The organism is Armatimonas sp. (genome assembly GCF_031410135.1).
In the GTDB taxonomy this organism is placed as follows: Bacteria; Armatimonadota; Armatimonadia; order Armatimonadales; family Armatimonadaceae; genus Armatimonas.
This window is the reverse complement of the sequence record NZ_JANNYP010000203.1, coordinates 1-13,772: the sequence shown is the minus strand read 5'-3', so window position 1 is coordinate 13,772 and position 13,772 is coordinate 1. Positions and strand designations below refer to the sequence as shown.

Here is a 13,772-nt window from a genome sequence, read left to right as displayed (position 1 = left end):
CGGGCTACTCGGGGAGCAACCCCTCGCACCACGCCCCGTGGGTTCTCTGTAACACCTACTTGTTTTGGGGATTTTAAAAATCAAAACACCGCCGGGGAGAGTCCTCCCCGGCGGCGTTTTTTACGGCATATTGAGAGTATTCAGGTATTCCTGAGCTGCCTCGCGCAAACGCTCATTGGAGTAATGGGTCAGGACAAGCTGTGCGGTGGCTTCCGCACCGGGCTGTTTGAGGCTCGATAGTACGAGAAACAAGCTCACTCCAAAGTCGACTTGGCGCTGGGTGGGAAACTGGGGCGGCGGCACAAAGAGCTGGCGCGTGAGAAGAGTGTGTGTAAAAACTAGCCGCGTGAGCTGTACAAGCCCCGCCCGCTGCTCAGGGGTAAGCTGATGGAGTTCCTCCTCCGTGAGGCGGGGAAGAAGCCGGACAAGGGCATGGTTGATCTGCGCCCGGACGTGGTAGTCTGTGGGGCTGTTTAGGCGGCAGGTACGATCCAGAAGGAGGAGGGACGCGACCGCTTGTCGATCCGTAGTCGCCCCCACGAGAGCTGCCGCCTCATCAAGCGTGTGGCGGCGCACACGCCAGACCTCGCTCAGGGCGTTGCCAAAGATAAGGCAGACTACCAAGCCAAGAAGCTGGAGGATGCCGTGGGATAGGACGACCAACAGTGCCATGCAGGCAAATATCCCAAAGCCAGAGAGAAAGCGCTGGTTGAGGCGCTTGATAGTCACCGTCAGAGTAACGAGGCTGGTTTCAAGGGATGCTTGCTGTTGCATTTAGATACTCCTGAGCTGCCTCGCGCAAACGCTCATCGCCATACCGCTTTACGACAAGCCGAGCGCTTTTTTCGCCACCTAGCTCCTTCACGGTGGTGAGGGCGAGGAAAAGTGCGATCCCAAACTCGATATTCTTCCCGCTTGGCTCTTTGGAGGCTCCCATTAGGCGGGTGCGGACAAAGTGTGGGCCAAGGGTGATTTTGAGGAGTGAGACAAGCTCTTTGCGCTCCTCCGCCCCAAGTCTCTCCAGCTCATCCACGGTTGCCCGAGGAACCAGCTTGTGGAGGGGATTTACACACAGTGCTTGGAGCTTGCATTCTTCCTCCGTCGTGAAGACCAGTGCACGTCGAAAACGCAGAAGCGCTCCTAGCCCTGCCCGTTCTTGAAACTCTCCGAGTGGGATAATGGCTTCGGCAAGAACCTTCCGACGACGAGCTAGGCTAAATCCTTCCTGACGAAGGCCAAGCAGGAACGGGGGGACAAGGAGGAACCAGCCGGGGTGAATGCCTCGAATCGCCAGATATTGCCAGCTGAAGGTGATTATCAGGAAGCTCACCCAGGTGGCTAGTTTTAGATTGTACTTTATCCACTCTGCGCGTTGGTTTTCGCGCTGAAGACGTTCCGTGAGCTCCTCAAGTGTCTGGCTTTGTGTTTGCTGGAGCATGGCTTACTACAGCGCGAATGCGAGGTAGCTGTCGCCGGACTTGGTACCGAGTTTGCCGCCGCCGCCTGCCGCAATCACGACATACTGCTTGCCATTGACCGAGTACGTGGCGGGGCAGGCGTAGCCACCCGCGGGGAGCTTGTGCTCCCAGAGGAGCTTGCCCGTGTCTTTGTCGAAGGCCCGTAGGTGTTCGTCGCGGGTGGAGGCGATAAAGAGCAGACCGCCCGCCGTGACAATCGAGCCGCCGAAGTTCTCCGTGCCCGTGGTCTTGTCCGCGAGGTCGGGGTAGTGGCCGAGGGGGATGCGCCACGCAAAGGTGCCTTTGTTGAGATCCACCGCAGTCAGGCTGCCCCATGGTGGTTTCACACCAGGGCGACCGTCTTTGTCGCGGAGCCAGTTGTAGCCCTGGAAGTCGTAGCCGCCGCGCCCGTTGGCCTTGAGCTGGACGACACTGGGAACGTTGTTGGTATTGACAAAGAGATAGCCGGTTGCGGGATCGTACGACGCGCCGCTCCAGTTCGCACCGCCGTGAAAGCCCGGCGTGCAGAGCGTCCCCTCTAGGCTGGGCGGCTGACGCCAGCCACCATAGCGTCGCCCATTGGCAGGAACCGTGAGGTCGGCATCGGTGATGATCTGGGGCACGAGTGGGGGTGGGGCAAGCGGCATGGGCTGGGTGGGCCAGGCTTTCTCTCCGGGAATATCCGACGGCGGCGCGGCCTTCTCAACAATCGGAAACATAGACTTGCCCGTCTTGCGCTCAAAGACATAGACAAAGCCCGTCTTGGTGGGCAGCGCGACACACTCCTTGCCCTTCACGATGCAGAGAGTTGGGGGGCACGGGTTGTCGTGGTCCCACATGTCGTGATGCACCGTCTGGAAGTGCCAGAGTCGCTTGCCTGTGCGAGCATTGAGGGCGATGAGGCAGTTGGCAAAGAGGTTCGCCCCGTGACGATCCGCGCCGTAGAAGTCTGATGCCGCCGAGCCTGTGGACGCAAAGACAATCGCGTTTTTCGTGTCCACCGTGTAGCCCGACCAGGCATTGGTTCCCGAGCGCTCGCGCCAGGACTCACCCGCCCAGGTATCGTTGCCAAACTCACCGGGCTCGGGAACTGTGTGAAAGCGCCAGACCTCCTTGCCGGTGCGTACATCAAAGGCCCGAATATCGCCGGGGGCACCGGGCTGTCCCTCGGAGTTGATGATGGGGACGATCACGGTGTTCTCAAACAGCGCCAGCGCCGACGTGCAGCCATAGTTCAGCCCGGAGAGATCGCGTTTGTAGCCATCGCGCAGATTGACGATGCCGTTTTTCCCAAAAGCGGCATCAGGCGTTCCGGTCTTGGCATCGAGCGAGAGGAGCTTGCCATCGGGGAGGGCGGCCAGAATCCGCGTCGCTTTCCCGTCGGTCCAGTAGGTCAGCCCCCGGTGCACCCCGCCCGACTTGGGATCGTAGCTCCAGATCGGCTTGCCCGTTGCCGCCTCCAGCGCGACAATACGCAGCTTCACCGTGGTGAGGTACATCACGCCCGCCACCACGATCGGCGTACACTCAATCGTGGTGCCCGAGCCCGCATCGCCCGTCTTAAACTCCCACGCCAGCTTCAGCCCCTTCACGGTCTTCTTACTAATCTGCGTGAGCTTGGCGTGCCGCATCCGTCCGGCATCGCTCCCCGACTCGCGCCAGTCTACGCTGGTCTTGGGGTTCACCTGCGGCCACTTACCGGTCAGCTCCAGCTTCCACGCCGCCGCATCGCTTGTGCTTGATAGTCCATCCACTTTTTTCAAACCCTCGTTTCCCGTAAAAGTAAACCGTGCCAGCACTTTCCCACCGCTGGCAATCTGCACGTCTTCGAGCTGGCCGTTACAGCCCAGCCCTTGCGGCGGATAGCACCCTAGCCAGAGCGGCCCGACCGCCGCCGTGACATGCGCCATCCCAATCTGCGCCTCAGTGACCCGTTTCTCGTCCACAAAGAGCGTCACGCTGCTGGGGAGGTACTCAAAGCGCACGGCGTGCCACTTCCCATCGCAGATATCAGAATCGGCGACAACATTGGTCGGAGCCGCACCGGGCAGGTAGACCGCCAGCTTGCCCGTCCCGGCCTCCGTGTAGAACTCCCAGTGGCGTGGCGAGTCTTTATGGCTACTGGCAACCAAAATATTGAAGCCGCTCTTAGAAAACAGCCGCGCCCGGCACGCGACCGTCAGCGGTGGCTCCTGCCACCGCGCATCACCCTTGGCCTCGTAGCCGCTACCTCTCCCCAACCCCTCACCTAAAGGCAAGGGGCTAAGAACCCCTTCCTTGCCTTTAGGTGAGGAGGGGGCAGGGGGAGGAGAGGTTGGCAGCACCTCTCTCCCGCCGACCCAGGCTACCGCGCGGCGGATTACCTCCGCATGGGCTGGCGTACGTAGCGCTCCCGCATCGTGGCCGAGGAGGGTCTGGAAGATGCGCCCCTTGCCCTCGGTGTAGGCAAAGGCCAGCGGCTCGTCCTTGTCCGTGACCTTGGAGCGTGCGGTGAGGAGTGGCTCCACGGGACGCTCCCCAACTTGCGAGCAGTACAGCTCATCTGTGGTGGGGAAGCTTGCAGGAAGCCCCACCGTGAGCCGGTGCATCTGTTGCGTCACGTTGACGGTAAACAAACCGTAGGCATCGTGGTTGGCCTTTCCATCCACCCAGACCCGGCGTGCAAGGCCGCCAAAGTACTCGGGCCAGTCGCGCCAGGCTCCGTTGGCAAAGTGGATCAGAACCAGTCCGCCACCGCTACGTACATAGTTCAAGAGCTGTGTGCGCTTGCCTTGACTCAGGCTTGCGCTCTCCCAGTTGCAGTAATTCTGCACCAGCACATCGGTTTGGGAGAGATCGAGCGCCTCGGGGTTCTCACAGATCGTGGTCTGGATGCGCTTGTCGGTGCCGAGAATCTCTGCCAGCGCGGGCGTGGTCTGCTGCCAGTTGTGCGCGGGGTGGTGCTTGCCGGTGAGAATCTGCACGCGGAGGGGATCGGACAGCTCGACAAATTTTGGCGTGCCGCTCGCCTTGGCTGCCCATAAAATCCCTTGCGCGATAAGCCTCTGGTAGCTGGGAGTTGCCCAGTTCTGGTGCAAGTGTCCCCCCGTGCAGGCGAACCCACGGCCATCGTCGGGGCGGCTGACGCACCAAGCGACCGTTTCAGGCTGCGTCTCCCCCGGCGGCGTGACTTGCACCAGCGGCTGAATCGTCTTGGGGTTGAGCCGCATCTTGTAGTACCACTCCTCGCGCACCGTAAACGGCGCAATCCCAGAGGTGATTGGGTGCTCTACAAAGCTTGGCATGGACTCGAAGTGCTGGATCGCCGAGGCCCAGTGGTTTGCTCCGCTCCCCGACTCGTAGTCAAAGTGGCCGCCCACCCAGGCAAGATACTTCTGGCTGTGTTTGAGCGGGCAAAAAGTGGCGTAGTGCAATGTCACCAAGCCGCACCCCCGCTGCATCTGCCGTTCGATGATGTCCATGCGGTTGCCGAGGAGCAGGGGATGGTCGCGCTCGTTGTGATCAGAGCCATCGGCGTAGAGCACGATGCAGTCCGCGTCATCGAGCGTCTTTTCGTCTTCCGGCCAGCCGTAGAGGTGCACCTCGGTCTGAGCAAGCGGTATCAGCGCCTTTGCAAAGAGCCGCATGCCCTTTTCGTACTCATGGTCACCCGGCCCATGGCTCTTCGTGCCCGCCAGAAAGACGATCTTTGTCATGGAGACTAGTTCGGCGTGGCAGGGATTTTACCCTGCTCTCGCGAATGGTAGGGACATGAAACGTAAACTTCTCGTGGCGGCGACTCTGGCGATGGGGGCCAGTGCGGCCTCGGCCAATGTGACTCTTCCCAAGCTCCTCTCCGATGGCTGCGTGCTCCAGCGCAACCAGCCCGTGCGACTTTACGGGACCGCCGACCCTGGTGAAGCGGTGACACTGACCCTCAAGGGCAAGATGGTCAAGGCGACGGCAGGGGCGGATGGCAAGTGGCTGGTGAGCTTCCCAGCCCAGGGTGCGGGTGGGCCATTTGTGCTGCAAGTGAAGGGCAATAATACGCTCACGGTTAAGGATGTCTACTTTGGTGAGGTCTGGGTGTGCTCGGGGCAGAGCAACATGGAGTGGCCCCTGGCTGCCTCGTTTGAGGCTAAGCCGGAGATCGAGAGCGAACCCGACCCGCTGCTACGCATGTTCACGGTGCAGAAAGCCGTCGAGCTAACCCCACAGGAGGAAGTCGCGGGCGGAAGCTGGCAGAGCGCCGCACCAAGTACCCGCGCGGGCTTCTCCGCGGTGGGCTACTACTTCGCCAAGCAGCTCCGCAAGGCGCTCGGAGTGCCGGTCGGGATGCTGCACACGTCGTGGGGCGGGACGCGCATTGAGGCGTGGATGGCAAAAGACGTGAATCTCGGGCTGGGGATGAGTGCCAGCGAGTTCGCGACTCCCGTGGTTGCCACTGAGGCCAAGGCCCGCTACGAGCGCTTAGTGGCACGCTGGAAGGCCGCGGGCTCGCCGCAGGCTGTGGGGCTAGACGCGGGCCGCTCGGACAAGACCACGGGGTGGGAGCGTGGCGGGGGCGGCGATGTCTGGAAAACCGTGAACGCACCCGGTGAGTGGGACACTTTAGGCAATGAGGAGCTGCTTGGAATAGACGGCGCGGTCTGGTTCAAGAAAGAGGTCGAGATCCCGGAAGAGCTGGCAGGTAAGCCACTGAAGCTCTCGCTGGGCGCGATTGACGACCATGATGTGACGTTCTTCAACGGCCAGAAAGTCGGTGCGATGGGGCCAGAGACGCCTAACTCTTGGACGATTGCACGCAACTACACCGTTCCGGGTGAGCTGGTCAAAAAAGGCCGCAATGTAATCGTCGTGCGCGTCTTCGATGGCTCCGGCGGCGGCGGTTTTGTGGGCAGCCCTGCCGACCTGAAGCTGGGGACTATCGCGCTGGCCGGAGAGTGGGGCTACCGGATCGAGAGGGCCGTGCCCACCAACCCCGGCATGATGCCCGGTGCGAACCCCAACGGCGCGAGTGTGCTCTACAACGCCATGCTCTACCCGCTCAAGAACTACACGGTCAAGGGCGGGATCTGGTATCAGGGCGAGTCGAATGTCGGGCGGCACGAGCTCTACCAAAAACAGATGCCCGCCATGATCGCCAACTGGCAGAAGGACTTTGCCGCCGCCAGCTTCCCGTTCTTCATCACCCAGCTCGCCCCGTTTGGCAACGGCGGCTCGGAGCGCATCGAGTACGCCCAGCAGCGCGAGGCGCAGACCGCTGCGATGAAGACCGTGAATGGCGGCGGGATTGCCGTGATCTCCGACATCGGCAACGAGACCGACATCCACCCGAACCGCAAAGGCCCGGTCGGGGAGCGGCTCGCGTTTCTCGCCCAGAAGATCGCCTACGGCCAGAATGTCTACGCCGTCGGCCCCACTTATTTGGAGACCCTGGCGGGCTTTGATAAGCTGATCGTCCGCTTCGATAATGTTGGCGATGGCCTGGAAGTGCGCGAAGGGATTTGCTCGGAGAAGCCACTGCCCGCAGGAAAGCTTGTCGGTTTTGAAGTCTCCAGCGGTGATGGCGTCTTCTACCCCGCCGATGCCAAGATTCGTGGCAAGAACGAAGTTGAGGTTTCCTCCAGCAAGGTCAAAGTCCCACGCTACGTCCGCTACGGCTACCGCAACTTCGTCCTCACCAACCTCTGGAGCAAGAGCGGGCTCCCCGCCGACCCGTTTCGGACGGACAAGTAGCCTTGCCGAAGCCGTCGCGTGTTTTGGTCATCAAGCTCTCGTCGCTGGGGGATGTGGTGCATACACTGCCTTTAATCGAGGCGCTCCGGGCAGGGCTGGGGCCAGATGTCCATTTGGCGTGGGCGGTGCGAAAAGCCTTCGCACCGCTTGTGCTGGGCAATCCGCACCTGAGCAAAGTGATGGTTTTGGAGGAGAAAAGCCTTTTTGCAACTCTGGCATTTGGTAAGGCGCTGAAGAGCGAGCACTTTGACACGGCACTTGATCCCCAAGGCTTGCTAGTCTCCGGGTTGCTGACGTTTCTCTCGGGCGCGCCGCGCCGCATCGGCTTAGACAAAAACCGCGAGGGCAATAGGGTCTTTCTCACGGAGGCAAGCGTTGCCAGCACGCACCGGGCGCACCAGGTCGAGAAGCTGATGGGCTTCTGCGATGCGCTGGGGATTCCAAGGCTTGCGCCGCGCGTGCAGAGCTATCTCGCGGAGGGAAACGGCCCTACATTGCCCACGGAGCACCCGCTGATTGGGTGCATCGTGGGGGCGAGCACGCCGGACAAGACCTGGCCGCTGGAGCACTGGACGGCGCTGGCAACAGCACTAGAGGCGCGTGGAATGACCCCTGTCTTGCTAGGAGGGCCGGGAGCCGAGGCGGATGCGGCGCAAAAAGTGGCGACTCCAGGCAGCCTGGTGCTGGCGGGCAAGACCAACCTCACGGAGCTGGCCGCCACGCTCGCACGCTGCTCTGTGGTGATCGGAGCGGACACCGGGCCGCTACACCTGGCCGTCGCTGTGGGAACTCCTGTCATCGGCCTCTACGGCGTCACCGACCCGGCACGCACCGGCCCTACTTGGGGGGCTACACCTGCGATTGTGCTGGATGCCGTCGAAAAGGAAGCTCCTCCCGAGAGCCGCCTCCCACGCCACGGCACAATCCCCGATGCCCTCGCTCGAATCAGCGTCGAGATGGTTTTGGATGCCGTTGAGAGGCTACTCGTATGAGAATCTGTGTGGTGCGACTCGGTGGGATGGGCGATATTCTGCTGGCGACTCCGACTCTACGGGCGCTGGCGGCGCACTACCAGACCGACCAGGTTGACTTTGTGGTGGGGCCGGGCATGGAGGCGGCAGTGACAGGCGTGCCCTACGCGGCGCGTATCCTGGCGTTTGACCGTAAAAAGCACTGGGGAGCGGGTCTGCCCGGCTTTCTCAAGACGCTCAAGGCCGAGGGGCGCTACGATCTCTTTTTGAACTTCCAACCCAGTGTTAAGACGATCACTCTTGGAGCCCTAGTGCAGCCCAAGCAAACAATCGTCTTTAAGAAAGATCGCCGCAAGCAGCCGGATACGGGCCGGGTGCGCCATGCCATTGACGACTTCGCCAAGGAAATTCTATCTCTGGGAATCACGGTCACTGATCGTCAGCTTGATTTCTTTGTTCCTGATGAGGCGAGGCTCTCGCTGGCCCAGAAGCTGGACATTACCACGCCCTTTATCGCGATCAACCCGGCGGGGACGCGAGACATCAACCGCTGGCCCCCAGAGCGTTTTGCCCAGCTGATCGAGCGGCTTAATGCGACAGGGCATCGGGTTCTACTCTTGGGCGGACCTGGCGATATGGTGCTTGCTCAGGAGATCGTAGGGCAGACACAAGCGCCCGTGGAGAACGTCGCAGGCAAGCTGACCGTGAAAGAGCTGGGCGCGCTACTGGAGAAAGCGTCTTGCGTCGTGACGGGTGACACCGGGCCGCTGCACATCGCGTCGGCGGTAAAGGCTCCGATTGTCTGCCTCTCGGGTGCCGCCGACCCCGACCGCACCGGCCCGACGCGGCCCGGCGATCTGGTGGTCATCAACCGCGAGCTCAGCTGCGTCCCGTGCCAAGCCCGTTCTTGTAAGCGCGGCGATATTGCCTGCATGACCCAGATGCCCGTCCAGTGGGTGCTGGACACAATCGAAAGGCGGATGAAGTAAATCATGACACGCGACGAGTTTGCCGCCGAGGCGGCGCGACTAAAGGCGGAAGGCAAGACCGTTGTCTTTACCAACGGCGTCTTTGATATCTTGCACGTCGGGCACCTGCGCTACTTGCAGCAGGCACGGGCGCTCGGCGATGCGCTCTTTATAGGGGTGAACGCCGATGCTAGTGTGCGGCGTCTAGGCAAAGGCCCAGAGCGTCCGATCAACCCTGAGGACGAGCGTGCGGAGCTACTCCTGGGCCTCAAGTGCGTGGACGCGGTCTGTGTCTTCGAGGAGGACACGCCGATTGAGCTCATCCGCGCCGTAAAACCCACTCTCCATTGTAAAGGCGGCGACTACGCCTCGCCCGATGCCCTCCCTGAAACGGCGATTGTCCGCGAGTACGGCGGCGACGTGGTGATCCTCTCCTTGGTGCCGGGGCGCTCCACCACCAACGTCGTTAAAAAACTGACCGCTGCCCCCTAGCCCCCGCCAAGCGGGGGAAAGAGAGCAGGCGGGGAAGTTTATTAGAAGCCCAGCTTGTCGAGGAGGTCGGGGCGGGTGCGGAGGCTGCGCTTGGCGATGCGCTTTACCATGCTGACCCACTGGCGAAGCTCTTTGATGGCGCTGTTGCGCTGCTCGGTGGCGCGCTTGGCATCGGCGGTGGCTTTTCGTGCAGCGGCGATGGTGTTTTCGGCATCGGTGAGGTGGTCTAGGCGCGTGTCGAGGGCAGCGGGATCGTAGCCGGACTTGCCTAGGATGGTCTGGTACTGCGCTTTTTTACACTCGGTGTAGGTGGCACGCATGACGGTGATGGCTTTTTGCCGATCTTGTGGGAGGTTGCCCATAATTCCCAGTGCCCGTCGGTCGCCGCTACCCGTGAAGCGAGCGCGGAGGACTTCCCGAATGTCTACGGCCTCGGCTTCCACGGTGGGCCAGAGAGTTTTAAGGGTGTTGGTGGCACTCTCTTCGGCTCCGATGGCATCTTGACGAGCGTTGTAGCCTTCCTGAGAGGCGACCTGCCGTGCTTTTCCGGTGTCACATTCGTCGTCATCTATGCCTGCTGCATTTAAGAGTGTCTTGAGTTCGGTGTCGCTCTCGATGTTTTGCAACATAACGGCGGCTTCCGTGATGTCGTTCTGGATGCGCTGATCTTGTTCTGAGTTTTTCCGCTTTTTTTCTGGAAGGGCTGATTTTTCTTCCGCTACAACTTGCTGTTCTTCCATGTTGTTTCTACTTTCTTTTGTGTTGTTTTTTAATTTTTACGTCTTGTTTTTACTTTCTAAGATAGCGTGCATTAGCTCGCTGATATACGTGTCGGCATTGTCCTTTTGAAGCAAGACGTGGGCTTCGGTAAATAGTGTATCAGGTGCGTTTTTCGGGAGCCACTCTAGCTCGCGCTTTTTGGTGTTTGAGATCAAGAAAGAGTTTAAGATAAGCGTGGGGTCTTTCAGCTCGGCTGAGAGTGTGTCGCTTAGGTACTCAAAAAGTCTGGCTTTAGGGCCGTTTAATCCGCCTTCGAGGTTGCGGATTCCTTTGGGGTCTAGGAAGGTGACATACTGTGTGCTCTGGTCGAGTATCCAGAGAATAAAGTCAGGGTGGAAGTTATCGCTGGAGAAAAAGCCAATTCCACCGTCTCGGGTGCGGTTGCGAAGCAGATAGAGCTGCTTGTCTTTAAGAAAGCCGTTCTTTTCTTTTTCGATGTAGGTATGGAGGTCACTAAGAAACTCTAGCTCGTCGGCGTTGAGGGCGACCGTGGCGGGCTTGATACTAGCTCCTGCGCCGGGGTAGTGCAGAAGCGGCCAGTAGAGGTGCTTGTTAAAAACTTGGGCTTGCCAGCCGTTTGCTGCAATCTGGGTAGGCTTGCCTTCGGCGACTTTGTCTGCAATGGTCTTTGCCACGCTGACAGCATCGGTTTGCTCAGGTTTGATGATGAGTTCGTAGGTAAACTGGAAGTTGGGGTCGGTTTCGTCTAGGTTGCGGGTCTCAAAGCGCGTTTTCTCGTACTCATCGCGGTAGACTCCCCAGAGCCGGTCTAGGTGCTTGCAGAGGAGGGCGTAGGCAATGCGCTGCCACTCGCTGATACAGGTGAGGTCAGTAAACTCTAGGACTTGCGGGGGGCAAGTGAGCTTGTACCAGTCGTTGCGCTCGGTGAGAAGGTAGGTGATTGCCTTGGTGCTCAGAAGGAGCTTGTGATAGTTTTTGAGGCGCTTGTAGTCCTCTAGGTCACGCAGAAGCAGTGGGATATCGAGCCAGGCGATGTGCTGTTTTTTAAGCGTTGTCTCTTGTGCGCCGCCAAGGTTGGCAATTGCTGCATTCTCTGTTCCTGCATTGCGCCCCACGCGAGCGTACCAGTCAAGCGAGAGCGGGAGTTTGATAAGCCTTTCGGGAATCTCTTTGGTAAGCGCAACAATGGGGCCATCTTTGAGGAAGTTTACACCGTCTTTGAGGCGCAGGTTTTTGAGGTAGGGATTGGTTGGAAGCGGCGCGATGATAGGAGGAAAACGTACCTCGACCATTTTTTGCGTGGTGTCGGTCATTACGCCGCCACGGGCGAGGTCATCCTGAAACTTCATCATGTAGTTTGCATTGAGGCCGAAGATATGAAGGGTCTCTAGCATGGGAAGTTTTTCGGGGTGGGGGGCATCGGTGCGGGTGACATAGTGGCTGCGGCGCAAGCAACCGTCGAGTCCCATGAGGCGCACCCCGCGACCAAAGAGCTGGATGATCTCGGTGCCCTCGCCCTTGCCTACATTGAGCAGTCCCATTACCGAGACACGCAGGCTGTTCCAGCCGGTGTTGAATTTTTGCGCTCCAATAAGGACATTGATCGGCGAGTTTTTCTCGGCGATGCGCTCAAAGAGATTGACGGTGATGTCTTTTACTTGCACCACCAGCTCGCTATGGCCTTCGAGTAAGTCTTTGAGCTTGTCGCCATCTCCCACACTGATCATGCCAAAGTGCTCGGCCTCGCCCACACAGAGCCCTAGCTCGCCTAAGTCTCCCCGCTTGGGCTCTACTTTAAGTGCTCCTCCATTGGGGTTGTTAAAGACCGTGGCGCAGATATCAACCCAGAGCTCACGGCCCCGGCGCTTGCTGTCTCGGACATAGTCAAAGCGGTTGGCAAAGATACTGGCGGCGGTGGTGCCTGTGGTGACTAGCCCATCGGTGCCATTGAGCAAGCGATTAAGATTTGCACTGGCGGTCTCAGAATCACGCAAGAACCAGGCAAGAAAGAGGAGGATCTCTGCAATGTCTGAGGTATCTTTGCCGCCTTCTTTACGGACTGCATTGACCGTATCCCCTACAAAAATCCAAAGCGGAGTCTCAAGCCGGTAGCGTGCAAACTCGGGGGAGGCTTCTGTATCGGCGTAGAAGCGGCGCTGCTGGTAGTAGGTCAGAACGCACCCGGTTAGATAGAGATGCTTCGCCTTCTGGTCTTGCTCCAGCCCGGTGGCGATATTGAGAATGTCGTAGTCCTTGCCGTAGCCGTCGCCGTGGAAGTAGCGGTAGGAGTAGTCCATTACCACGGCGCGGCAGTAGCTCTGCACAAAGGAGGGCTTGGTCTTAATTGCCCCGCTCATGGCTTGCCCGAATGTGGCGCTGTACTCAAAACAGAAGCCGCTCCCTTCGACAAGCGCATCTCGATAGCCCATGAGAACGTCACCCGAGGAGCCTCTATGGCCTTCGTCCACAAAGACCAGATTATTGCCTTTAAGCGCGTCTACCGAGACTGTCACGGTGCCGCTGGAGTCTTTGAGCTTGCTAAACTCTAGTACCTCGACCGTTTCTCCTGAGAGCAAGTTTCCGCCGCGCTTAAAGACCTCTGCATCTATCCCTGAGTCGGCAAGGTCTTTGAGGTGCTGCTTGGAGAGATCCTCGCCGATGGTGAGCAGGATAATGTGGTCAATTTTTTGGTGGGGGCGATAGCGCTTCCAGTAATCTTTGAACTGAAGGAGATTGACATGAAACAGAAAGGTTTTTCCTGAGCCGGTTGCCATCCAGAATGCCAGCTTATTGAATCGAAAGTCTTTTCCTTCGTAGGGCAGCACTTGGCTTCCGGCATCTTTGCCAATGTTCCATTTATTGATGTACTCGTTTAGCTCCGCCAAAAAGCTGTCTGTGTCGGCGAACCAGCGGTCTAAGACGATCTCTGTGAAGAGCAAGGCCAGGTACTGAAAATAGGTGAGAGTAAGCGTATCCCCCCGTGGATGCACTTTGCGTATCTGGTTCCAGTGCCTCCCCACATTTTCATCGTAGGCTTGCAAGCGATCCCTGCCATTATTTTGCCTCTCCCCGCCGTTGAGACGGCGACCCTCTCCGGCTTCTTGCCTCTCCCCGCCGCTGAGACGGCGACCCTCTCCGGCTTCGCGAAGAGGGTGGGTTTCGTGATGGGTGTCCCAGCAGGGCTTGAGGGCGTGATAAAAGCCACTTGTCCCGTCGGGGTTGAAGTATTGTTTGTCAGGGTCATCTAGTTTGGTATGCGTGACTAATTCTTCGAGCGTGTGCTTGCCGAAGAGAGAGAGGAGCCACCCAAAGAGCACTAGCCGCTGATGAAACGCCAGCTTAGGCGCGGGGAGCTTTGCCATCTACTTAATCTCCTCGACGGTGTTCATGAGCCGTGCAAACTCGTGCTCGGTGCGGAGCACGCG

The 13,772-nt window shown here is 59.3% G+C and carries 9 protein-coding genes; 4 read left to right on the top strand and 5 right to left on the bottom strand.

The features are described from left to right. Positions 1 to 120: 120 nt before the first annotated feature. From RMO15_RS07345 to RMO15_RS07335, 3 genes are read right to left on the bottom strand one after another with little or no spacing between them, the layout of a single operon-like run. Positions 121 to 774 (bottom strand): hypothetical protein, encoded by a 654-nt coding sequence (locus tag RMO15_RS07345; RefSeq protein WP_309709915.1) that lies wholly within the window; start codon positions 772 to 774, stop codon positions 121 to 123. Beyond that, positions 752 to 1,438, bottom strand: a complete 687-nt coding sequence (locus RMO15_RS07340) for a hypothetical protein (RefSeq protein ID WP_309709912.1) — start codon at positions 1,436 to 1,438, stop codon at positions 752 to 754. Before RMO15_RS07340 ends, RMO15_RS07345 begins: the two co-directional genes overlap by 23 nt. Positions 1,439 to 1,444: 6 nt before the next feature. Then, positions 1,445 to 5,152, bottom strand: a complete 3,708-nt coding sequence (locus tag RMO15_RS07335) for a ThuA domain-containing protein (protein WP_309709909.1) — start codon at positions 5,150 to 5,152, stop codon at positions 1,445 to 1,447. A gap of 55 nt (positions 5,153 to 5,207) precedes the next feature. Here RMO15_RS07335 and RMO15_RS07330 point away from each other — a divergent pair, with 55 nt between their 5' ends. Genes RMO15_RS07330 through rfaE2 form a run of 4 tightly spaced genes read left to right on the top strand, consistent with a single transcriptional unit; the run spans position 5,208 to position 9,606 of the window. Then, positions 5,208 to 7,175 carry a sialate O-acetylesterase gene (locus RMO15_RS07330; RefSeq protein ID WP_309709906.1) on the top strand — a complete coding sequence of 656 codons (1,968 nt, stop codon included), beginning with the start codon at positions 5,208 to 5,210 and terminating at the stop codon, positions 7,173 to 7,175. Positions 7,176 to 7,177: 2 nt separating this feature from the next. Then, positions 7,178 to 8,167, top strand: coding sequence for a glycosyltransferase family 9 protein (locus tag RMO15_RS07325; protein WP_309709904.1), 990 nt, complete (start codon positions 7,178 to 7,180; stop codon positions 8,165 to 8,167). Beyond that, positions 8,164 to 9,135: a glycosyltransferase family 9 protein gene (locus tag RMO15_RS07320; protein ID WP_309709901.1), complete on the top strand. Its 972-nt coding sequence runs from the start codon at positions 8,164 to 8,166 to the stop codon at positions 9,133 to 9,135. The genes RMO15_RS07325 and RMO15_RS07320 overlap by 4 nt, the downstream gene beginning before the upstream one ends. A 3-nt stretch (positions 9,136 to 9,138) precedes the next feature. Next, positions 9,139 to 9,606: a D-glycero-beta-D-manno-heptose 1-phosphate adenylyltransferase gene (gene rfaE2 / locus RMO15_RS07315; protein ID WP_309709898.1), complete on the top strand. Its 468-nt coding sequence runs from the start codon at positions 9,139 to 9,141 to the stop codon at positions 9,604 to 9,606. A 41-nt stretch (positions 9,607 to 9,647) separates the two neighbouring features. Here rfaE2 and RMO15_RS07310 read toward each other — a convergent pair whose 3' ends face one another. Together RMO15_RS07310 and RMO15_RS07305 are read right to left on the bottom strand one after the other, a co-directional pair. After that, positions 9,648 to 10,346 carry a hypothetical protein gene (locus RMO15_RS07310; RefSeq protein ID WP_309709895.1) on the bottom strand — a complete coding sequence of 233 codons (699 nt, stop codon included), beginning with the start codon at positions 10,344 to 10,346 and terminating at the stop codon, positions 9,648 to 9,650. Between the two features lie 36 nt (positions 10,347 to 10,382). Continuing rightward, positions 10,383 to 13,709 (bottom strand): DEAD/DEAH box helicase family protein, encoded by a 3,327-nt coding sequence (locus RMO15_RS07305; protein WP_309709892.1) that lies wholly within the window; start codon positions 13,707 to 13,709, stop codon positions 10,383 to 10,385. Between the last annotated feature and the right edge of the window lie 63 nt (positions 13,710 to 13,772).